This window comes from Microbacterium nanhaiense, assembly GCF_014646015.1.
In the GTDB taxonomy this organism is placed as follows: Bacteria; Actinomycetota; Actinomycetes; order Actinomycetales; family Microbacteriaceae; genus Microbacterium; species Microbacterium nanhaiense.
Map to the genome: position 1 here is coordinate 437,749 of NZ_BMMQ01000002.1, position 19,239 is coordinate 456,987.

The 19,239-nt window shown below is 67.5% G+C and carries 16 protein-coding genes and 2 tRNA genes; 14 read left to right on the plus strand and 4 right to left on the minus strand.

Going from position 1 to position 19,239, the window contains the following annotated elements; genetic code table 11:
- Positions 1-42: 42 nt before the first annotated feature.
- Genes IEX05_RS05085 through IEX05_RS05095 form a run of 3 tightly spaced genes read left to right on the plus strand, consistent with a single transcriptional unit; the run spans position 43 to position 2,736 of the window.
- Positions 43-1,236 (plus strand): ferrochelatase, encoded by a 1,194-nt coding sequence (locus IEX05_RS05085; RefSeq protein ID WP_188700280.1) that lies wholly within the window; start codon positions 43-45, stop codon positions 1,234-1,236.
- Positions 1,237-1,246: 10 nt separating this feature from the next.
- Positions 1,247-1,744 carry a ribose-5-phosphate isomerase gene (locus IEX05_RS05090; protein WP_188700281.1) on the plus strand — a complete coding sequence of 166 codons (498 nt, stop codon included), beginning with the start codon at positions 1,247-1,249 and terminating at the stop codon, positions 1,742-1,744.
- Positions 1,745-1,746: 2 nt separating this feature from the next.
- A complete protein-coding gene (locus tag IEX05_RS05095; RefSeq protein WP_188700282.1) occupies positions 1,747-2,736 on the plus strand; it encodes an Fpg/Nei family DNA glycosylase in 990 nt (329 codons plus the stop codon).
- A 46-nt stretch (positions 2,737-2,782) separates the two neighbouring features.
- On the opposite strand, the gene IEX05_RS05100 is transcribed toward IEX05_RS05095, so the two are convergent.
- On the minus strand, positions 2,783-3,262 hold the full coding sequence (locus IEX05_RS05100) for a Dps family protein (RefSeq protein WP_188700283.1): 480 nt from the start codon (positions 3,260-3,262) through the stop codon (positions 2,783-2,785).
- A 223-nt stretch (positions 3,263-3,485) separates the two neighbouring features.
- On the opposite strand from IEX05_RS05100, the gene IEX05_RS05105 reads away from it, so the two are divergent.
- The 6 genes from IEX05_RS05105 to clpX all read left to right on the plus strand — a co-directional run bounded on the left by IEX05_RS05105 (position 3,486) and on the right by clpX (position 7,967).
- Positions 3,486-3,556 (plus strand) — tRNA-Gly (locus IEX05_RS05105).
- A 141-nt stretch (positions 3,557-3,697) separates the two neighbouring features.
- Positions 3,698-3,771, plus strand: a tRNA-Pro gene (locus IEX05_RS05110).
- Positions 3,772-3,842: 71 nt separating this feature from the next.
- Positions 3,843-5,168, plus strand: coding sequence for a trigger factor (gene tig / locus IEX05_RS05115; protein ID WP_188700284.1), 1,326 nt, complete (start codon positions 3,843-3,845; stop codon positions 5,166-5,168).
- Positions 5,169-5,315: 147 nt separating this feature from the next.
- Positions 5,316-5,909: an ATP-dependent Clp protease proteolytic subunit gene (locus tag IEX05_RS05120; RefSeq protein WP_188700285.1), complete on the plus strand. Its 594-nt coding sequence runs from the start codon at positions 5,316-5,318 to the stop codon at positions 5,907-5,909.
- A gap of 14 nt (positions 5,910-5,923) precedes the next feature.
- Positions 5,924-6,580: an ATP-dependent Clp protease proteolytic subunit gene (locus tag IEX05_RS05125; RefSeq protein ID WP_188700286.1), complete on the plus strand. Its 657-nt coding sequence runs from the start codon at positions 5,924-5,926 to the stop codon at positions 6,578-6,580.
- 115 nt (positions 6,581-6,695) lie between these two features.
- On the plus strand, positions 6,696-7,967 hold the full coding sequence (clpX, locus tag IEX05_RS05130) for an ATP-dependent Clp protease ATP-binding subunit ClpX (protein ID WP_188700287.1): 1,272 nt from the start codon (positions 6,696-6,698) through the stop codon (positions 7,965-7,967).
- A 79-nt stretch (positions 7,968-8,046) separates the two neighbouring features.
- Here the strand turns inward: clpX and IEX05_RS05135 are convergent, their stop codons facing one another.
- Complete coding sequence (locus IEX05_RS05135; RefSeq protein WP_188700288.1) at positions 8,047-8,280, minus strand: hypothetical protein; 234 nt, start codon at positions 8,278-8,280, stop codon at positions 8,047-8,049.
- Entirely contained in the window at positions 8,280-10,844 is a 2,565-nt protein-coding gene (gene valS / locus IEX05_RS05140; RefSeq protein WP_188700289.1) for a valine--tRNA ligase, read from the minus strand. Before valS ends, IEX05_RS05135 begins: the two co-directional genes overlap by 1 nt.
- A 130-nt stretch (positions 10,845-10,974) precedes the next feature.
- On the opposite strand from valS, the gene IEX05_RS05145 reads away from it, so the two are divergent.
- Together IEX05_RS05145 and IEX05_RS05150 are read left to right on the plus strand one after the other, a co-directional pair.
- Positions 10,975-11,319 (plus strand): ArsR/SmtB family transcription factor, encoded by a 345-nt coding sequence (locus IEX05_RS05145; protein ID WP_188700290.1) that lies wholly within the window; start codon positions 10,975-10,977, stop codon positions 11,317-11,319.
- A 3-nt stretch (positions 11,320-11,322) separates the two neighbouring features.
- Positions 11,323-12,294 (plus strand): SRPBCC family protein, encoded by a 972-nt coding sequence (locus tag IEX05_RS05150; RefSeq protein WP_188700291.1) that lies wholly within the window; start codon positions 11,323-11,325, stop codon positions 12,292-12,294.
- Positions 12,295-12,354: 60 nt separating this feature from the next.
- Here IEX05_RS05150 and IEX05_RS05155 read toward each other — a convergent pair whose 3' ends face one another.
- Positions 12,355-13,857, minus strand: coding sequence for a pectinesterase family protein (locus IEX05_RS05155; RefSeq protein WP_188700292.1), 1,503 nt, complete (start codon positions 13,855-13,857; stop codon positions 12,355-12,357).
- A gap of 323 nt (positions 13,858-14,180) precedes the next feature.
- On the opposite strand from IEX05_RS05155, the gene ileS reads away from it, so the two are divergent.
- From ileS to IEX05_RS05170, 3 genes are read left to right on the plus strand one after another with little or no spacing between them, the layout of a single operon-like run.
- Entirely contained in the window at positions 14,181-17,474 is a 3,294-nt protein-coding gene (ileS, locus tag IEX05_RS05160) for an isoleucine--tRNA ligase (protein WP_188700293.1), read from the plus strand.
- A complete protein-coding gene (locus IEX05_RS05165) occupies positions 17,471-18,811 on the plus strand; it encodes a bifunctional folylpolyglutamate synthase/dihydrofolate synthase (protein ID WP_188700294.1) in 1,341 nt (446 codons plus the stop codon). Before ileS ends, IEX05_RS05165 begins: the two co-directional genes overlap by 4 nt.
- Positions 18,808-19,209 (plus strand): DUF4233 domain-containing protein, encoded by a 402-nt coding sequence (locus IEX05_RS05170; protein ID WP_229661133.1) that lies wholly within the window; start codon positions 18,808-18,810, stop codon positions 19,207-19,209. Before IEX05_RS05165 ends, IEX05_RS05170 begins: the two co-directional genes overlap by 4 nt.
- The last annotated feature ends 30 nt before the right edge of the window (positions 19,210-19,239 follow it).

Below are 19,239 nucleotides of genomic sequence, written 5' to 3' on the forward strand. Positions count from 1 at the left end.
CGCCCTCAGCGAACTTTTCTACAGAGGTGCGAAGATGGCCGTGTGACTACCGCTGACGTTCCCTTTGCTTCTGCCGCAGCCCGCTCGGGTGAACCGTTCATCGAGACGCCGACGGCGTACGACGCGATCCTGTTGGCGAGTTTCGGAGGGCCCGAGGGGCAGGAAGACGTCATCCCGTTCCTGCGCAACGTCACCCGTGGCCGGGGCATCCCGGACGAGCGGCTCGAGCTCGTGTCGACGCATTACCGCTCTTTCGGCGGCGTCAGCCCGATCAATGCGCAGAACCGCGTGCTGCTCGAGGCGCTCGAGGCCGAGATCGCTCGCCGCGGCCTGAACCTGCCCGTCTACTGGGGTAATCGCAATTGGCACCCGATGATGGACGACGCCGTCACGCGCGCCTATGCCGACGGGCACCGCACGATCTTGGCGCTCGCGACGAGCGCCTACAGCTCCTATTCGAGCGATCGCCAGTATCGGGAGGACTTCGCACGCGTCTTGGGATCCGCGGATGGAACGGGTCTCGGTGAGGGCGATGACCCCATGACGATCGACAAGGTCCGCCTGTTCTTCGACCACCCCGGATTCGTCGAACCGTTCTACGAGGGGATCCGCGATGCGATCTCCGGCTGGCTCGCCGCCGGGCGCCCGGCGCGCGAGATCCGGATCCTGTTCTCGACCCATTCGGTGCCGATGGCCGACGCGGCGAAGTCCGGCCCCCGCGATGGCGGCTTCGGTGAGGGCGGCGCATACGTCGCCCAGCACAGGGCGGTCGCCGAACATCTCATCGCGCGGTTGCGCGACGAGTTCGCCGCGGCCTCCGATATCGACTGGTCGCTGGTGTTCCAGTCGCGCTCGGGCCCGCCGTCGCAGCCCTGGCTCGAACCGGACATCAACGACGTCATCGCCGAGCTGCCGGGCGAGGGCATCACCGCGGTCGCCGTCGTGCCGCTCGGCTTCGTGAGCGACCACATGGAGGTGCTGTGGGACCTCGACAACGAGGCGAAGCAGTCGGCGGCCGACGCGGGCCTGGCGTTCGTTCGCACGCGCACTCCCGGCGTGCACCCCGCTTTCGTGTCGGGCCTCGTCGACCTCATCGAGGAGCGTCTGAACGGCACCCCGGCCGCGGAACGCCCCCACGTGACCGCGCTCGGCCCGTGGTACGACGTCTCGCGCCCCGGCAGCGATGAGAACGATCGGCTGGGCTTCCGACCGGCCGCGGCGGGCATCGCACCGTAAGCTCGTTCTCATGCGCATTCACATCGCCACGGATCACGCCGGCTTCGAGTTCTCGGCCGAGCTGCAGCAGCACCTGATCGACGCCGGCCACGAGGTCGTCGACCACGGCCCCGTCGCCTACGAGGCGCTCGACGACTACCCTGCGTTCTGCATCCGCGCCGCGCAGGCGGTCGTCGCCGATCAGCGCTCGGGCGTCGAGGCCCTGGGCGTCGTTTTCGGTGGATCCGGAAACGGCGAGCAGATCGCCGCGAACAAGGTGAAGGGCGTGCGCGCGGCGCTCGTCTGGAACCTCTCGACGGCGGAGCTCGCCCGGCAGCACAACGACGCGAACGTGATCTCGATCGGCGCGCGCCAGCACAGCGTCGACGAGGTGTTTTCGTTCGTCGACGCGTTCATCGCCGAGCCCTTCTCGGGCGACGAGCGCCACGCCCGTCGTATCGCACAGGTGGGTGCCTACGAGACGGACGGCACACTCGTCGACACCCCGGCCCCGCGCGTTCGCTCGTAGTCGTGCCCGAGGGACACTCCGTACACCGCATCGCGCGGCAGTTCGAGCGCAACTTCGTCGGGCGGCCCGTGGCCGTCTCGAGCCCGCAGGGTCGCTTCGCCGACGGCGCCGCGCGCATAGACGGCCGCACGATGACACGTGCGATGGCCGTCGGCAAGCAGATGTTCCTCGAGTTCGAGGACGACCTGTGGCTGCGGGTTCATCTGGGCCTCTATGGCGCCTGGGACTTCGCGGGCGAGATCCTCGTGGATCCGACGATCGCCTCGGCCAACGGGCGCATGGGGCAGACCAACCAGCGCGGCACGGATCCGATCTTCGACGACGCGGGGGAGAACTCTCTCGCCTCGATCGGCGCCCCGCGGAAGACGCGCGCTCACGTGCGCATGTCCGAGCAGACGCGGGGTCTCGCTAATGAGGGTTCGGAATGGCCGCCGCCCGTCGTTGGCCAGGTGCGTGCCCGCCTGCTGACCGAGCAGACGTGCGCCGACCTGCGCGGTCCGACGGCCTGTGCCGTCGAGTCGCCCGACGAGGTGCAGAAGGTGCTCGAGCGACTCGGACCGGATCCGCTTGTCGGCGACCCCGCCGAGAATGAGCGGCGCTTCGTCGCCGCCGTGCGGCGCCGGAACGTCGCGATCGGTCAGCTCCTCATGGACCAGGCCGTCGTGAGCGGAATCGGCAACGTCTACCGGGCCGAGATGCTCTTCCGCGCCGGAATCGACCCGCACACGCCGGGGAAGGCGATCCCGGAAGAGATCGTGCGAGAGCTGTGGCGCGATTGGACGCGACTGCTGAAGATCGGCGTCGAGACCGGCCAGATGATGACGATGGACGGTCTCGAGGGGGAGGCGTGGCGCAAGGCCATGGCCAGCCGCGACGATCGGCACTGGGTGTATCACCGCGCCGGCCTGCCCTGCCGCGTGTGCGGCACGGAGATCCTCCTCGAGGAGATGCAGGCGCGCAAACTCTACTGGTGCCCGAGCTGCCAGAGATAGCGAAGAGGCCCGGAGCGAACGCTCCGGGCCTCACGCCGTCATGGCCTTACTCGGCGATGTGCGAGAAGAGGAACCAGCGGTCCTTCTCGAGTCCGGCCTTGATGCCGATCGCGGTGTCCTGGCTGGTGAGGTCGGTCTCGTCGAGACCCTCGATCGCGGCCTCGAGGTCGGCGATCACGGCGTCGATGTCGGCGATGATGCCCTTGATCACCTCGGTCGACTGAGCGAAGCCCGCCGGTGCGCCCGTCGCGGGAACCTTCTCGGCCACGCGCTGGACCCGTGCGTCGATCGGAAGGCCGAGGGCGACGATTCGCTCGGCGGCCTCGTCCGCCCAGGCGCCCGCGTGCTCGACGAGCGTGTCGAGGAACTCGTGCACGCCGATGAAGTTGGCGCCTCGGACGTGCCAGTGCGCCTGCTTGCCGTTGATCGTCAGCGCCTGCAGGCCGAGCACGACGGGGGAGAGGAACTGCGAGGTGCTCGAGGCGGCGGTGGCGGTGGACGCGGTGGTGGCGATGGTGGTGGTCATCTGAATCCCCTTCGTCGGATCCGGGAGGAGGTCTCCCTCTGTGACAACCACGCTAACGTGCGTTTTCATCCCGCACAAGCAAGGTGAGGCTGAGCTGAATTAGGCGCTGACCTGGGGAAAGCAAGGCTTGCCTAAGTCGAAGATGATGGATCGTGACGCGCCCGGGATCGTCCTCGGTTGGGATCCGCGGTGAAACGTCCGTTAGTCTTGTGGAACCCCGTTCGGGGATGTAGCTCAATGGTAGAGCCCCAGTCTTCCAAACTGGTCACGCGGGTTCGATTCCCGTCATCCCCTCCGCAGTGCAGAACCCCCGTCTCGACGGGGGTTCTGTCGTTCTCCCCGCCCCGCCACGCCCGGTCTCCCGTGGCCGGGCGCACAGGGAAACTCGGTTAGACTCGTCGAGGCCGCTTTGTGTTCCCGTCTTCACGGAACCCACGGGGCGTAGCTCAGCTTGGTAGAGCGCCCGCTTTGGGAGCGGGAGGTCGCAGGTTCAAATCCTGTCGCCCCGACGTCGGCCTAACTAGACCTCAGCCCGTGGCGCAGCTCGTCGTGGGCGACGCAACAAGGAGAAGCGAACCGCATGGTGAACACCACCGTCGAGAAGCTCAGCCCGACTCGGGTCAAGCTGCACATCTCGGTCACGCCCGAGGAACTGAAGCCGAGCATCGACCACGCCTACGAGCACATCGCCAAGGACGTTCAGGTCCCCGGGTTCCGCAAGGGCAAGGTTCCTGCGCCGATCATCGACCAGCGCGTCGGACGCGGTGCGGTCATCGAGCACGCCGTCAACGAGGGGCTCGACCGGTTCTTCCGCGAGGCCGTGGCGAGCAATGAGCTCCAGGTCCTCGGCCAGCCGAGCGCCGACATCACCGCGTGGCCCGCTGAGAAGGACTTCTCGGGCGACCTCGAGGTCGACATCGAGGTCGACGTCGCGCCCGAGTTCGAGGTGCCGGCATACGACGACCTGAAGATCACGGTTGACGCGATCGAGGTCGACGAGTCGGCCATCGACGCCGAGCTCGACGCCCTGCGCGCCCGGTTCGGCACGCTCGTCCCCGTCGAGCGTCCCGCCACCACGGGTGACTTCGTCGAGCTCGACCTCGTCGCCAAGATCGGCGACGAGGAGATCGACCGCGCCGAGGGCGTGTCCTACGAGATCGGCTCGGGCCAGCTGCTCGAGGGCACCGACGAGGCCATCGACTCCCTCACGGCGGGCGAGGAGACGACCTTCACGTCCAAGCTCGTCGGCGGCGAGCACGCCGGTGAGGACGCCGAGGTCACGGTGGTCGTCAAGGCCGTCAAGGAGCGCGAGCTCCCCGAGGCCGACGACGACTTCGCCCAGATGGCGAGCGAGTTCGACACCATCGCCGAGCTCCGTGAGTCGCTGACCGACCAGGTGAAGCAGAAGGGCGCGTTCGCGCAGGGCTCCGAGGCACGCGACAAGCTCGTCGAGCAGCTTCTCGAGGCTGCCGACATCGCCGTTCCCGAGGCTCTCGTCGAGGATGAGGTGCACCGTCACCTCGAGCAGGAGAACCGTCTCGAGGACGACACGCACCGCGCCGAGGTCAAGGAAGCCAGCGAGAAGCAGTTCCGCACGCAGCTCCTCTTCGACCGCATCGCGAAGGACCTCGAGGTTCAGGTCTCGCAGGAGGAGTTCACCCAGTACCTGATCCAGGCTTCGGGTCAGTACGGCATGAGCCCCCAGGACTTCATCCAGGCGCTGCAGCAGGGTAACCAGCTGCAGGCGATCATGGGCGACGTGGCGCGCAACAAGGCCATCGCGGTTGTGCTGGGCAAGGTCGAGGTCGTCGACACCAACGGTGACGCCGTGAACCTCGACGGCTTCGTTGCCGTCGACGAGGACGAGGCGTCGGAGGCCGAGGAATCGGCCGACGACGAGAAGTAATCCACTTCCCGAAGGGGCCGCTCGCGCTTGGCGCGGCGGCCCCTTCGCCGTTTCCGGCGTCGGCCGGGTATGCCCACGGCGAACACGGCCGAGAGGCGGCTGCACCGCCGGTAATGTCGAATCGACGCCACACCGAATGGAGTGAGAATGCCTGAACCCCTGATGGCACAGAACGTCTTCGACCAGCTGCTGAAAGATCGCATCATCTGGCTGGGCTCGGAGGTTCGTGACGAGAATGCGAACGAGATCTGCGCGAAGATCCTGCTTCTCGCCGCTGAGGATCCGAACAAGGACATTTACCTCTACATCAATTCGCCCGGCGGTTCGATCACCGCGGGCATGGCCATCTACGACACGATGCAGTTCGTTCCGAACGACATCGTGACGGTCGGCATCGGCATGGCCGCGTCGATGGGCCAGCTGCTGCTGACGAGCGGGACGAAGGGCAAGCGCTACATCACGCCCAACGCCCGCGTGCTCCTGCACCAGCCGCACGGCGGCTTCGGCGGCACGGCCAGCGACATCCAGACGCAGGCCGAGCTGATCATCTCGATGAAGAACCGACTCGCCGAGATCACCGCCGCGCAGACCGGCAAGACCGTCGAGCAGATCCACGCCGATGGCGACCGCGACCACTGGTTCACGGCCGAGGAAGCCCTCGAGTACGGCTTCGTCGACCACATCCGCGACAGCGCGACCGATGTCACGGGCGGCGGCGGAACCGACCGCGCGGCGAACTGAGAAAGGCTCTGACGATGCACACTCCGTACACGACCACGCCCCAGGGCCTTCAGGTTCCCTCGAGCCGGTACATCCTGCCGCAGTTCGAGGAGCGCACGGCCTACGGCTTCAAGCGCCAGGACCCGTACAACAAGCTCTTCGAGGACCGCGTGATCTTCCTCGGCGTGCAGGTCGACGACGCGTCGGCCGACGACGTGATGGCGCAGCTTCTGGTTCTCGAGAGCCAGGATCCGGACCGCGACATCATCATGTACATCAACTCGCCGGGCGGCTCGTTCACGGCGATGACGGCGATCTACGACACGATGCAGTACATCTCGCCGGACATCCAGACCGTCGTGCTCGGCCAGGCCGCTTCGGCGGCGTCGGTGCTCCTCGCGGCGGGCGCGCCGGGCAAGCGTCTCGCGCTCCCGAACGCCCGCATCCTGATGCACCAGCCCGCCGTGGGCGAGTCCGGGCACGGCCAGGCGTCCGACATCGAGATCCAGGCGGCGGAGATCATGCGCATGCGCACGTGGCTCGAGGAGACCATGGCGAAGCACACGCACAAGACCGCGGAAGAGATCCACAAGGACATTGACCGCGACAAGATCATCGGCGCCGCTGAGGCCGTCGAGTACGGCGTCGTCGACCAGGTGCTGACGAGCCGCAAGCGCTCGGCCCAGCGCTGAGCGATGCACCCGGCGCGCCCCGTTCGTTTTCGAACGGGGCGCGCCGTCGTTCAAATGTCAGTGGTTCCGCATAGCCTGGAACAACGACAGCGACCAGACCACGAGGAGTGATCGCATGGCCCGACTCGGCGAGAGCGCCGACCTGTTCAAGTGCTCCTTCTGCGGAAAGAGCCAGAAGCAGGTCCAGCAGTTGATCGCGGGCCCCGGCGTCTATATCTGCGACGAGTGCGTCGAGCTCTGCAACGAAATCATCGAAGAGCGCATGTCGGAGCAGGCCGCCGAGGGCGAGGTCTCGCAGATCGATCTGCCGAAGCCGCGCGAGATCTTCGACTATCTCGACGAGTACGTCGTCGGGCAGCTCGAGGCGAAGCGTTCGCTCGCGGTCGCGGTCTACAACCACTACAAGCGCATCCGCGCGAAGGGCGAGCTCAAGCTCGCCGACGCGAAAGCCGAAGAGGTCGAGATCTCGAAGAGCAACATCATGCTCCTCGGTCCCACCGGCTCCGGCAAGACCTATCTCGCGCAGACGCTCGCCAAGCGACTGAACGTTCCGTTCGCGGTGGCGGACGCGACGGCGCTCACGGAGGCGGGTTACGTCGGCGAAGACGTCGAGAACATCATCCTGAAGCTGCTGCAGGCCGCCGACTTCGACGTGCAGCGCGCCGAACAGGGCATCGTCTACATCGATGAGATCGACAAGATCGCTCGCAAGGCGGAGAACCCGTCCATCACGCGAGACGTGTCGGGCGAGGGCGTGCAACAGGCGCTGTTGAAGCTGTTCGAAGGCAGCGTCGCACAGGTGCCGCCGCAGGGCGGTCGAAAGCACCCGCACCAGGAGTTCATCAACGTCGACACGACGAACGTGCTCTTCATCGTCTCCGGCGCTTTCGCGGGGCTCGAAGACATCATCTCCTCGCGCGTCGGGCGGGCGGGCGTCGGCTTCGGGGCACCGCTGCAGTCGAAGCGCAACACGGAGGGCCTCTTCGGCGAGGTTCTGCCGGAGGACCTGCACAAGTTCGGGCTCATCCCCGAGTTCATCGGTCGTCTCCCCGTGATCGCCGCGGTGGATCCCCTCGACCAGGATGCGTTGGTCGACATCCTCACCGAACCGCGCAATGCTCTCGTCAAGCAGTACCAGAGGATGTTCGAGTACGACGGGGTCGAACTCGCCTTCGACGACGACGCCCTGCGGTCGATTGCCGACCTTGCGGTCGCGCGGAAGACCGGTGCTCGCGGGCTGCGTGCGATCCTCGAGGACGTGCTGGGACCGATCATGTTCGAGATCCCTTCGAACGACGACGTCGCGAAGGTGGTCGTCACGCGCGCCGCGGTCGACGAGGGGGCACCGCCGACGGTCGTGTTCCGAGAGCGTCGTAAGAGCGCCTGACGCCTCACCCCTCGCCGCAGAGGAGGGACGACGAAGCCGCCGGAAGACGTGGTCTCCCGGCGGCTTCGTCGTCTCGTTGTCAGTCCTCGAGCTCGAAGGAGGCGATGGTGACCTCGCCGCTCGGCTCAAGGATCACCTCGTAGCCCGCGTCGAGCTCCGCGATCGGACGTCCCTCGAGGAAGGTGAGCGTCCACATCGACGCGGGGTCATCGGCCGGCAGTCGAGACTCGACGTCGGCGATGCCGCCGCGGATGGCGGTCGGGACCGAGGCCGGAACCTCGTCGCCCGCCCGCCAGCGCGTACCCAGCTGCATCAGTCCTGCTCCGCCAGCTCGATCTCGGTGACGGCCAGCTCGTCGCCCTCGGCGATCGTCAGTTCCGCGATGCGTCCGACGGCCTTGAGGTCGGCCTCGGCGAGTCGCACGAACTCGATCTCGGAGGCGGGCGCGACGATCGTCGCGGACGCGACGGGCGTGCGCTGCGAGGCCTTCGCCTCGGTCTTCGCGCGCCGCACGCCGATGAGCGCGGCGGAGGCAGCCGCGAGGACCGCGGGATTGCCGCCGAGTTCCGAGCGCTCCGGCCAGGGGGCGCGATGCACCGAGCCATCCTGGAACCAGCTCCAGGCCTCCTCGGTCGCGAACGACGCGACCGGCGCGAGCAGTCGGAGCAGGGTCGACAGCGCGGTGCGCAGCGCAACCGCGGCCGACGCTCCTTCTGCGCCGCCGTTGTACGCGCGCTCCTTGACGAGCTCCAGGTAGTCGTCGCAGAACGTCCAGAAGAAGGCCTCGGAGACCTCGAGCGCGCGGGCGTGATCGTACGCCTCGAACGCCGCCGTCGCCTGGGTCACGACCTCGTCGAGAGCCGCCAGCATCGACAGGTCGACGGGCTCGGTGATCTCGGCGCCCTCCGGCGCGTCGAAGCCGAGCGCGAACTTCGCCGCGTTCAGGATCTTGATCGCAAGGCGGCGACCGATCTTGATCTGCGTCGGGTTCTGCGCGTCGAACGCTGCATCGGTTCCGAGCCGGCTGGAGGCCGCCCAGTACCGCACGGCGTCGGAGCCGTGCTTGTCGAGGATGTCCGCGGGAGTGACGACGTTGCCCTTCGACTTCGACATCTTCTTGCGGTCGGGGTCGACGATGAAGCCGGAGATGGCGGCGTGCTTCCAGGCCGCGCGATCGTCCTCGAGAACGCTGCGGAGCATCGTCGAGAAGAGCCAGGTGCGGATGATGTCCTGGCCCTGGGGGCGCACATCGAAGGGCGCAACGAGGTTCCACAGTTCCTCGTCGCGCTCCCACCCGCCGGCCAGCTGGGGCGTCAGGGACGACGTCGCCCAGGTGTCGAGGACGTCGGTCTCGGCCTCGAAGCCGCCGGGGACGCCGCGCTGTTCAGCGGTGTATCCCGCCGGAACATCGCTCGTGGGGTCGACGGGCAGCGCGTCGAGCGACGGCGTGAGCACGCGGTCGTAGTCGCGCTCACCGTTCTCGTCGAGGCCGTACCAGATCGGGAACGGCACGCCGAAGAAGCGCTGGCGCGAAACGAGCCAGTCGCCCGTGAGGCCGTTCACCCAGTTGTCGTAACGCACGCGCATGAACTCGGGGTGGAATTCGATCTCGTTGCCGAGCTCGAGCAGCCTCGCGCGGAGTTCTTCGCCGCGGGCGCCGTTTGCGATGTACCACTGGCGCGTCGAGACGATTTCGAGCGGGCGGTCGCCCTTCTCGAAGAACTTGACCGGGTGCTGGAAGGTGTCGCCGACCTTGAGCAGGGCGCCGGATTCCTCGAGCAGCTCGACGACGCGCTTCTGCGCGCTGAAGACGGTCTTGCCTGCGATCTCCGCGTATGCGGCGAGGCCCGCTTCCGTCGTGATCGCGTCGGGCGCGTCGGCGAGCACGCGGCCATCGCGCCCGATGATGGTGCGGTTCGGCAGGTCCAGCTCGCGCCACCAGATGATGTCGGTCATGTCGCCGAAGGTGCAGATCATCGCGATGCCAGATCCCTTGTCGGGCTGCGCGAGCGGGTGCGCGAGCACGGGAACCTCGACGCCGAAGACGGGCGTCGTCACGGTGGATCCGAAGAGCGGCTGATAGCGCTCGTCGTCGGGGTGCGCGACGAGCGCGACGCACGCGGCGAGCAGTTCGGGACGGGTCGTCTGGATGACGACGTCGCCGGATCCGTCGGTCTTCGCGAACGCGACGCTGTGGTACGCGGCCGGGCGGTCGCGATCCTCGAGCTCGGCCTGCGCGATCGCCGAGCTGAAGTCGACGTCCCAGAGCGTGGGAGCCATTGCCTGGTAGGCCTCGCCGCGCTCGAGGTTCTTCAGGAACGCGAGCTGGCTCGCCCGGATGGTCTCGGGGGCGATGGTGCGGTAGGTCTGCGTCCAGTCGACCGACAGGCCGAGCTGGCGCCAGAGCTCCTCGAACTTTGCTTCGTCTTCGACGGTGAGTCGTTCGCAGAGCTCGGTGAAGTTGCGTCGGCTGACCGGAATCTGATCCGCGGCCTTGATGTTCTTCGTCGTGCCCTCGAAGGGCGGCGTGAAGTCCGGGTCGTACGGCAGAGTCGGGTCGCAGCGGACGCCGTAGTAGTTCTGCACGCGGCGTTCGGTCGGCAGGCCGTTGTCGTCCCATCCGATCGGGTAGAAGACCTGCTTGCCGCGCATGCGCTCGAAGCGAGCCTTCACATCGGTGTGCGTATAGCTGAAGACGTGGCCGATGTGCAACGAGCCCGATGCGGTCGGCGGGGGAGTGTCGACGGAGAAGACGCCCTCGCGCCCGACGCGCTGCGCGGCGGCGCGGTCAAAACGATAGGTGCCGTCGTTATCCCACTGCTCACCCCATTTCGCTTCGAGGCCTTCGAGTTTGGGCTTGTCGGGCATATCTGCCATGGCTGCGCTCCTGGGGCGTTGTGGGCGGCACGGTGTGTACGTGCCTGATGTGGTGAGTTAGAGCAGAGTCTAACGGGGCGCGTCGTGAGGGGGTTGTGCGAGGCGTGCCGCGGAGCTAACCTACAACCAAATGGTTGCATATGCCCCGCTCAGCGACGCCGAGGTCGATCGGATCTTCCGGGCCCTGGCCGACAGCACACGCCGCGACATTCTGCGGCGCGTGCTGGCACAAGAGTCTGCCGTGAGTGAACTCGCGGCACTCTACGACATGTCCTTCGCGGCCGTGCAGAAGCACGTCGCGGTTCTCGAGGAGGCGGGGCTCGTGACGAAGCATCCCCGCGGCCGACAGCGTCTCGTCCGGGGATCGCCCGAACGGGTCGCGCGTGCTCGGCAGCTTCTCGCGCACATCGAAGAGATGTGGCGCGGCCGGATCTACCGGCTGGACGCCTTGCTTTCCCCACCGAACGGAGACTGACACATGCCTATCACCACGATCGATGTCGATCACGACGCACTCACGCTGACAATCGTCGCCGAGTTCGCGGCGCCCAAGCAGCGACTGTGGGACGCCTACGCCGATCCCCGCCTGATCGAACAGTTCTGGGGCCCCGAGACCTACCCCGCGCGCTTCCTCCGTCACGACATGTATCCCGGCGGCCAGAGCCGCTATGTGATGACCGGCCCGGACGGCGACACCTCGTCAGGCTACTGGGAGTTCCTCGCGGTCGATGCGACCGACTCCTTCGAGGTGCTCGATGGCTTCTGCGGCCCGGATAGGGAGCCGAGTCGCGACATGCCGTCGATGCGGATGCAGTTCCGCTTCGAGGATGCCGGCGAGGGCTCCCGCGCGGTGATGACCACGCACTTCGCGAGTCTCGAGGAACTCGAGCAGCTCGTCCCAATGGGCATGGTCGAGGGCACGCGCTCGGCGATGAGTCAGATCGATGCGGTTCTGGCCGACCTGTCGAGTTTCGCCGCCGATCGTCCGACTCTCGTGCAGGAGATCTCGGGAACAACGGTGCGGATCTCTCGCGTCGTGCGCGGATCCGTGAGTGACGTGTGGCGCGCCCACCACGACGCGGACCTGCTGCGACGCTGGCAGCTCGGCCCGGACGGGTGGGAGATGACCGAGGTCACCCCGCCCGCCGACGCGGGATCGTCGTTCGCCTATCGCTGGGCGCCGCTGCCCGGGACGGAGGGCGAGCCATTCGGCATCGTGGGCGAGGTGCGGGAGTCGGATCCCGAGCATCGCATCGTGCACACGGAGCGAATGGAGGGTTTCCCGGGGGAGACCGTGAACGAGGTCACCTTCACTCCCGTGCCAGAGGGCACGCTTCTCACCTATGTGATCACGTACGGCAGCCAGGAAGAGCGCGACGCCATCCTTGCGACGGGCATGGTCGACGGGATGGAGGCCAGCTACGCGCGGCTCGACGACGTTCTCTCCTGAGCCGCGCCCGCGCGACGGCACCCGCCCTCCCATCGGAGCGCCGGTGCCGTCGCGCGTCGCTCACCGCGGGTCGCCCTCGTCCACGTCGCCGATGATGACGACATTGCGAAGTTCGGTGCGGTCCGCCGAATTGCGCAGGGCATACGCGACGCTCTCGCCCGCCGACCCGTCGTACGAGTTCTCGATCGTGAGGTCGCGCAGCTCGAGGTTCTCCGCGTAGACCGAAACGGTCGGGGTGTTCGCCCAGTCGATATCCGGCTTGTCATAGGTCACGACGACATCCCCGGCATTTCCCGTCGCACCGCGGATCGTGAGGCGGTCCGCACCCTTCCAGATCGACACCACCTCGCGATAGACGCCGGGTTCGACGACGATCTCAACGGGGTGCGGCGAGCGTGAGGCGGCTCCGACCGCGGCATGAATGGAGGCGAAGTCTCCCGTGCCATCCTGTGCGACCGTGACGTGTCGCGCGATTCGCTCCACGCGGGGAGTCTTGGTCGTTCCGGCGTGCGCCGTCAGGAGACCGACGACCTCGTCGGCGGGATCTGCCGTGTACGCGTAGAACTCCGATGCCTCGAACGTCGGCCCGGACTCCGCGGGTTCCGTCCCCCACACATCCCGGAAGATGTTGTCGCGCTGATGCACGCGGCCACCGTCTGCGATCAGCGGATTGCGGGCCTGTTCGAAGACGCTCGATTCGACGAGTACGCTCGCCTGGCCCCGGGCGTTGATCCCATACGAACTCACACCCGACAACCAGTTGTTGTAGACGTGGCCGTACGCGACGTTATCGAGGCTGGCGTTGCGCTGATGGACGTTCGAGAAGCGGTTGTGGTGGAGCGTGATCGTGGTCAGCGCCTGCTCCGTCCACCCCACGCCGAGGGTCTTGTTGTGATCGTGGAAGTAGTTCCAGGACACCGTAATCGCGGTGGAATCCTTCCGCACGTCGAGTTGTCCGTCGCCGACGCGCGCGAACTCGTTGTGATCGATCCATACGTGGTCGGACGTGTCGATCCGGATGCCGTCGTTGTCGTTGTCGTCGAACTTTCCGTCCCAGTCGCCCGGAATGTACGAGTCGCGGAACGTGAGGTTGCGGATCACGACGTTCTCCGCGTTGTCGACGAACAAGCCGCCGTCGACGATGGCGCCTCCGGAGGCTGCGCCGGCGATCGTCTTGTCATCGCCGACCGTGATCATGTCACCGTCGCCGACGACGATGTCGCCGCTCACGAGAATGATCAGGGGTTCCTCGCTCGCCGCGTAGGCGGCGAGGGAGGCCGCATCGCGCGCGACGACGGTATCGCCGCCGGCACCGCCCGTCGTGCCGTGAGGGAGCTCGGCCGTGGGCGCGGACGCGAAGCCCGTGGCGGTAGCAGACCAGATCGGTCCGTCGAGTGAGGATGCGTTCGGGGCGCCCATGAGGCGCAGGAGATCGGACATCGGTGCCGCGACGGCCGGGAGGGGAGTGAGAACACCGACGGCGATCGGGATGGCGGCGGCCGCGACGAGCAGTTTCGGCCGCGTTCGGCGGCGAGGGGGAGACACAAGGGAGGGGCGGGGCATCGTTGCACCTTTCGTCAATGCGCCCGGTCACCCCGACGGGTAACCGGTTACTCGAGGCTAGGGTGAGCCGGTGTGGCTGTCAATGCTCTGCCGCGAGCGCGCGCACGGCTGCGCGGGGTAGAATCGCTCTCAGACGCACTGATCCGGCCATCACCGGGGAGCACGCGGAAGAACGGTCCCTCGGGGCTCACTAGAACCGCGCGGGGCAGGCCCGTCACAGCCGCAGTGAGAGGGGCACCCCGGGAGGGGGGCAACGCGGGGTGGTACCGCGGCCGGAGACGGTCGTCCTCGCAGTTCGATCCACGTAGAACTGCTGGAGTGACATGACCTACCCGAAGAGCGCATTCGGCGCCGCGGCCGATGCCGTGACCCCGTCCCCGAGCTTCCCCGATGTGGAGCGCGAGATCCTCGGCTTCTGGAAGGACGACGACACCTTCCGAGCCTCGATCGCGCAGCGCGAGGGCGCAGAGGAGTGGGTCTTCTACGACGGTCCGCCCTTCGCGAACGGCCTCCCGCACTACGGCCACCTCCTGACCGGTTACGCGAAGGACCTCTTCCCGCGCTTCCAGACGATGCGCGGAAAGAAGGTCGACCGCGTTTTCGGGTGGGACACGCACGGTCTGCCGGCCGAGCTCGAGGCCATGAAACAGCTCGGGATCACCGAGAAGAGCGAGATCGAGGAGATGGGCATCGACGCGTTCAACGCGAAGGCCCGTGAGTCCGTCCTCGCCTATACCCGCGAGTGGCAGGACTACGTCACCCGGCAGGCGCGCTGGGTCGACTTCGAGCGCGGTTACAAGACGCTCGACACGGGCTTCATGGAGAGCGTGCTGTGGGCCTTCAAGCAGCTCTTCGACAAGGGGCTCGCCTACGAGGGCTACCGAGTGCTGCCGTACTGCTGGCGCGACCAGACGCCGCTGTCGAATCACGAGTTGCGCATGGACGACGACGTCTACAAGGACCGCCAGGATCCGTCCGTCACGGTCGGCTTCCCTCTCGTCGGCGAGCGCGCGGAGCAGCTGGGGCTCGCCGGAGTCTCCGCCCTGGCGTGGACGACGACCCCATGGACCCTTCCGACCAACAGCGCGCTGGCGGCCGGACCCGCGATCGACTACGTCGTTGTTCCCGTGGGCGAGGCCGGCGCGAAGGAATCCTTTGGCGGATCCACGGTTCTCCTCGCGGCCGAACTGCTCGGCGGATACGCGAAGGACCTCGGCTACGAGGACGCCGACGCCGCCCGGGCCGCCGTCGTGAAGACGGTGACGGGATCCGAGCTCGGCGGCGTGCGCTTCGAGCCCCTCTTCGACTACTTCACCGACACGGAGAAGTGGGGCACCGAGAGCGCCTGGCAGATCCTCGTCGACGACTACGTCTCGACGGAGGACGGCACCGGGCTGGTGCATCAGGCCCCCGCCTACGGTGAGGACGACAAGCGGCTCTCCGACGCCGCGGGCATCCCTACCATCGTGTCGCTCGCAGACGACGGCACCTTCCTCCCGATCGTTCCGGACTTCGCCGGGCAGCTCTGGCTCGACGCCAACATGGACATCGTCCGCCGCCTGCGCGGCGACGGCCGCCTACTGCGCCTGCAGTCGTACGAGCACAGCTATCCGCACTGCTGGCGCTGCCGCAACCCGCTCATCTACAAGGCGGTGTCGAGCTGGTTCATCCGCGTGACGGACTTCAAGGACGACCTGATCGCGAACAACGAGCAGATCACCTGGACGCCCGAGAACGTCAAGCACGGCCAGTTCGGCAAGTGGCTCGAGGGCGCGCGCGACTGGTCGATCAGCCGCAACCGCTACTGGGGCTCGCCGATCCCCGTGTGGAAGAGCGATGACCCGAACTATCCCCGCGTTGACGCATACGGATCCTTCGAGGAGATCGAGCGCGACTTCGGCCGCCTGCCGCTCAACGAGCAGGGCGAGCCCGACCTGCACCGCCCGTACATCGACGATCTGACGCGCCCGAACCCCGACGACCCCACGGGCAAGAGCACGATGCGCCGCATCGAGGACGTCTTCGACGTGTGGTTCGACTCGGGCTCGATGCCCTTCGCCCAGGTGCACTACCCCTTCGAGAACAAGGAGTGGTTCGACAGCCACTCGCCCGCGGACTTCATCGTCGAATACATCGGTCAGACGCGCGGGTGGTTCTACGTCATGCACACGCTGTCGACGGCGCTGTTCAATCGCCCCGCGTTCACGGGCGTGAGCTGCCACGGCATCGTGCTCGGCAACGACGGTCAGAAGATGTCGAAGTCGCTGCGCAACTACCCCGACGTCAACGAGGTCTTCGACCGCGACGGATCCGACGCGATGCGCTGGTTCCTGATGTCGTCGAGCGTGCTGCGCGGCGGGAACCTCTCCGTCACGGAGGAGGGGATCCGCCAGGGTGTGCGCGAGTTCATGCTGCCGCTCTGGAACTCGTGGTACTTCTTCGCGACCTACGCGAACGCTGCGGGCTACGAGGCGCGCTTCACGACCGAATCCACGAACGTGCTCGACCGCTACATCCTGGCGCTCACGGGCGACCTCGTCCGCGACGTCGAGGCCGACCTCGAGCGTCTCGACTCGACGACCGCCGCCGAGCGGCTGCGCGACTTCGCGTCCGCGCTGACCAACTGGTACATCCGTCGTTCCCGAGACCGCTTCTGGGGCAATGTCACCGAGGATCCGACGACGAGGGAGGCCTTCGACACCCTGTACACGGTGCTTGAGACGCTGTGCCGCGTCGCGGCGCCGATGCTTCCCCTCGTCGCCGAGCGCGTGTGGCAGGGCCTCACGGGCGGCCGGAGCGTGCACCTGACCGATTGGCCAGATGCGGCTCAGTTCCCCGCCGCGGAGGACATCCGCGAGGCGATGGACGCCGTGCGCGACGCGTCGAGCGTCGCGAATGCGCTGCGCAAGAAGGAAAAACTGCGCGTGCGCCTGCCGCTCGCGAAGCTGACGGTCGTCGTGCCCGGATCCGTGGGACTCGCCCAGTTCGAGGACATCCTGCGCGACGAGCTCAACGTGAAGTCGGTCGAGCTCGACGAACTGACCGACGACACCGCGGAACGGTACGGGATCTCGCACCGCCTCACCGTCAACGCCCGTGCCATCGGCCCGCGCCTCGGCAAGCAGGTGCAGCAGGTGATCAAGGCGTCGAAGTCGGGGGACTGGTCGGAGTCTGCGGGTGTCGTCACGGCCGGCGGGATCGAGCTTGTCGACGGCGAGTACGAGCTCGCGCTGGACACCTCGGGCCGCCCCGCGGGCGAGGCCATCGCGACGCTCCCCGGCGGCGGCTTCGTGATCCTCGACACCGAGACCACGCCCGAGCTGGAGGCGGAGGGGCTCGCTCGCGACATGATCCGCGCCGTGCAGGACACGCGGAAGCAGGCGGACTTCGATGTCTCGGACCGCATCCGGCTGCAGCTCGAGTTCGCCTCGGAAGACGACCGCGCCGCCGTCGAGCAGGCGTGGGACGCCGCGGGCGTCGCCACCGAGACCCTCGCGACCGAGTCGTCGATCGGGGAGGGCACGGACGGCGCCGAATTCGTCCACGTCATCGCCGCCGGCACGTACGCGAACGCTGGCGACGTCACCATCGCCGTGACCCGTCAGGAGACCAAGTGAGCGACGTGCAGCGCGCCGACGCCGTCTACGAGAAGCTCCTCGCCCGCGCGGGCGAGGCATGGGTCGAGCCGCGCCTGGAGCGCACCGCCCGGCTGCTCGAGTACCTCGACAACCCGCAGCGCACCTATCGGGTCGTGCACGTCACCGGCACGAACGGCAAGACCTCGACCTCGCGCATGATCGAGTCGCTGGTCCGTGCGCACGGGCTGCGCACCGGTCTCTTCACGAGCCCGCACCTGGTGCGGTTCACCGAGCGGATCCTCATCGACGGCAAGCCGATCTCCGACGACCGCGTCGCGGACGCGTGGGAGGAGATCGAGCCGTTCATCCCGATCGTCGATGCCGAGCTCGACGCCGATGGTCAGAACCCTCTGACGTTCTTCGAGCTCCTGACGGTGCTCGCCTTCGTCGCCTTCGCCGACGCGCCCGTCGACGTGCTCGTTCTCGAGGTGGGCATGGGCGGTGCCTGGGACTCGACGAACACCGCGGACGGCGACGTCGCCGTGATCACGCCCGTGGCGATGGATCACGCGGCACGCCTCGGCGGCACGCCGGAGGAGATCGCCGAGGTCAAGGCGGGGATCATCAAGCCCGGCGCGCACGTGGTGTCCGCGACGCAGTCTCCCGGTGTGGCCGCCGTGCTGCGGCGCGTCGCGCAGGAGCAGGGCGCACGGATCGCCTTCGCCGGCGACGAGTTCGCGCTCGAGTCGGCGAAGCTGGCCGTCGGCGGGCAGCTCGTCGCCGTCCGCGGGCTCGCCGGTGCCTACGACGAGGAGTACCTGCCGCTCTACGGTCGCCACCAGGCCGAGAACCTCGCGCTCGCGGTGGCCGCTGTCGAAGCCCTCATCGGGGGCGGGTCGCAGAAGATCGCCGACGACGTGCGCACCGAGGGCTTCGCGAACGCCACCTCACCCGGACGGCTCCAGCTGATCGGCACGGAGCCGACGGTGATCGTCGACGCGGCGCACAACCCGCACGGCGCGGCGTCCCTCGCGGCGTCCCTGCCCGAGTACTTCGACTTCGACGAGTGGGGCGTCGTCTTCGGCGCCATGGGCGACAAGGACATCGTCGGCACGATCGAGCAGCTGTTGCCGATCACGACGCACCTGTTCGCCACGTCCGCCGAGTCGGAGCGGAGCGCATCCGAGGACGAGGTGGCGGACGCCGCCGAGCAGCTCGGCCTGCATCCCACAGTTCACTTGAACATCGTCGATGCCACCGATGCCGCCCGCGAGTGGGCCGCCGAGGGAGACAAACGCGCGATCGTGATCGCCGGATCCATTGTTTTGGGCGGCGAGGCGATCGCGCTCGCCCGCGCCGAGGGGTGGAAGAAGTGAGCGGGGAGAGCGTGCAGCCGAAGCCGCGCCGCTACCGGACGCTGCCCGAGAAGGTCGGCTCCGTCGTGCTCGGCTTCGAGTCGATCGTGGTCTTCCTCGCGGGCCTCGTAATCTTCGGGCTCAGCGCACTGCCCGAGGGCATACCGCGGTGGTGGGGCATCGTCGCCGGGTCCGTCGGATTCGTGGTCACCCTGGCGGCAAGCGGAACGTTGCGCTGGGCGTGGGGCCGGATCCTCGGGTGGGCGATTCAGTTCGTGATCGCCCTCGGCGCCTTCCTCGTGCCCGCCATCCTCCTCGTCACGATCATCTTCGGTGCGCTGTACGCGTATGCGATGATCGGCGGCTCGAAGATCGAGCGCCGCGTACAGGAGCAACGCCGAGAACTCGGCACGGACTGATCCGGTAGATTCTTCACGCACCCGACCATA

Excerpts from the sequence above, each read along its gene's own strand:
- IEX05_RS05120 (WP_188700285.1), top strand. The coding sequence starts at position 5,316 with ATGCCTGAACCCCTGATGGCACAGAACGTCTTCGACCAGCTGCTGAAA.
- IEX05_RS05145 (WP_188700290.1), top strand. The coding sequence starts at position 10,975 with ATGGTTGCATATGCCCCGCTCAGCGACGCCGAGGTCGATCGGATCTTC.
- IEX05_RS05135 (WP_188700288.1), bottom strand. The coding sequence starts at position 8,280 with ATGCAGCTGGGTACGCGCTGGCGGGCGGGCGACGAGGTTCCGGCCTCG.
- IEX05_RS05100 (WP_188700283.1), bottom strand. The coding sequence starts at position 3,262 with ATGACCACCACCATCGCCACCACCGCGTCCACCGCCACCGCCGCCTCG.
- clpX (WP_188700287.1), top strand. The coding sequence starts at position 6,696 with ATGGCCCGACTCGGCGAGAGCGCCGACCTGTTCAAGTGCTCCTTCTGC.
- valS (WP_188700289.1), bottom strand. The coding sequence starts at position 10,844 with ATGGCAGATATGCCCGACAAGCCCAAACTCGAAGGCCTCGAAGCGAAA.
- IEX05_RS05090 (WP_188700281.1), top strand. The coding sequence starts at position 1,247 with ATGCGCATTCACATCGCCACGGATCACGCCGGCTTCGAGTTCTCGGCC.
- ileS (WP_188700293.1), top strand. The coding sequence starts at position 14,181 with ATGACCTACCCGAAGAGCGCATTCGGCGCCGCGGCCGATGCCGTGACC.
- IEX05_RS05155 (WP_188700292.1), bottom strand. The coding sequence starts at position 13,857 with ATGCCCCGCCCCTCCCTTGTGTCTCCCCCTCGCCGCCGAACGCGGCCG.
- IEX05_RS05125 (WP_188700286.1), top strand. The coding sequence starts at position 5,924 with ATGCACACTCCGTACACGACCACGCCCCAGGGCCTTCAGGTTCCCTCG.
- IEX05_RS05150 (WP_188700291.1), top strand. The coding sequence starts at position 11,323 with ATGCCTATCACCACGATCGATGTCGATCACGACGCACTCACGCTGACA.
- tig (WP_188700284.1), top strand. The coding sequence starts at position 3,843 with ATGGTGAACACCACCGTCGAGAAGCTCAGCCCGACTCGGGTCAAGCTG.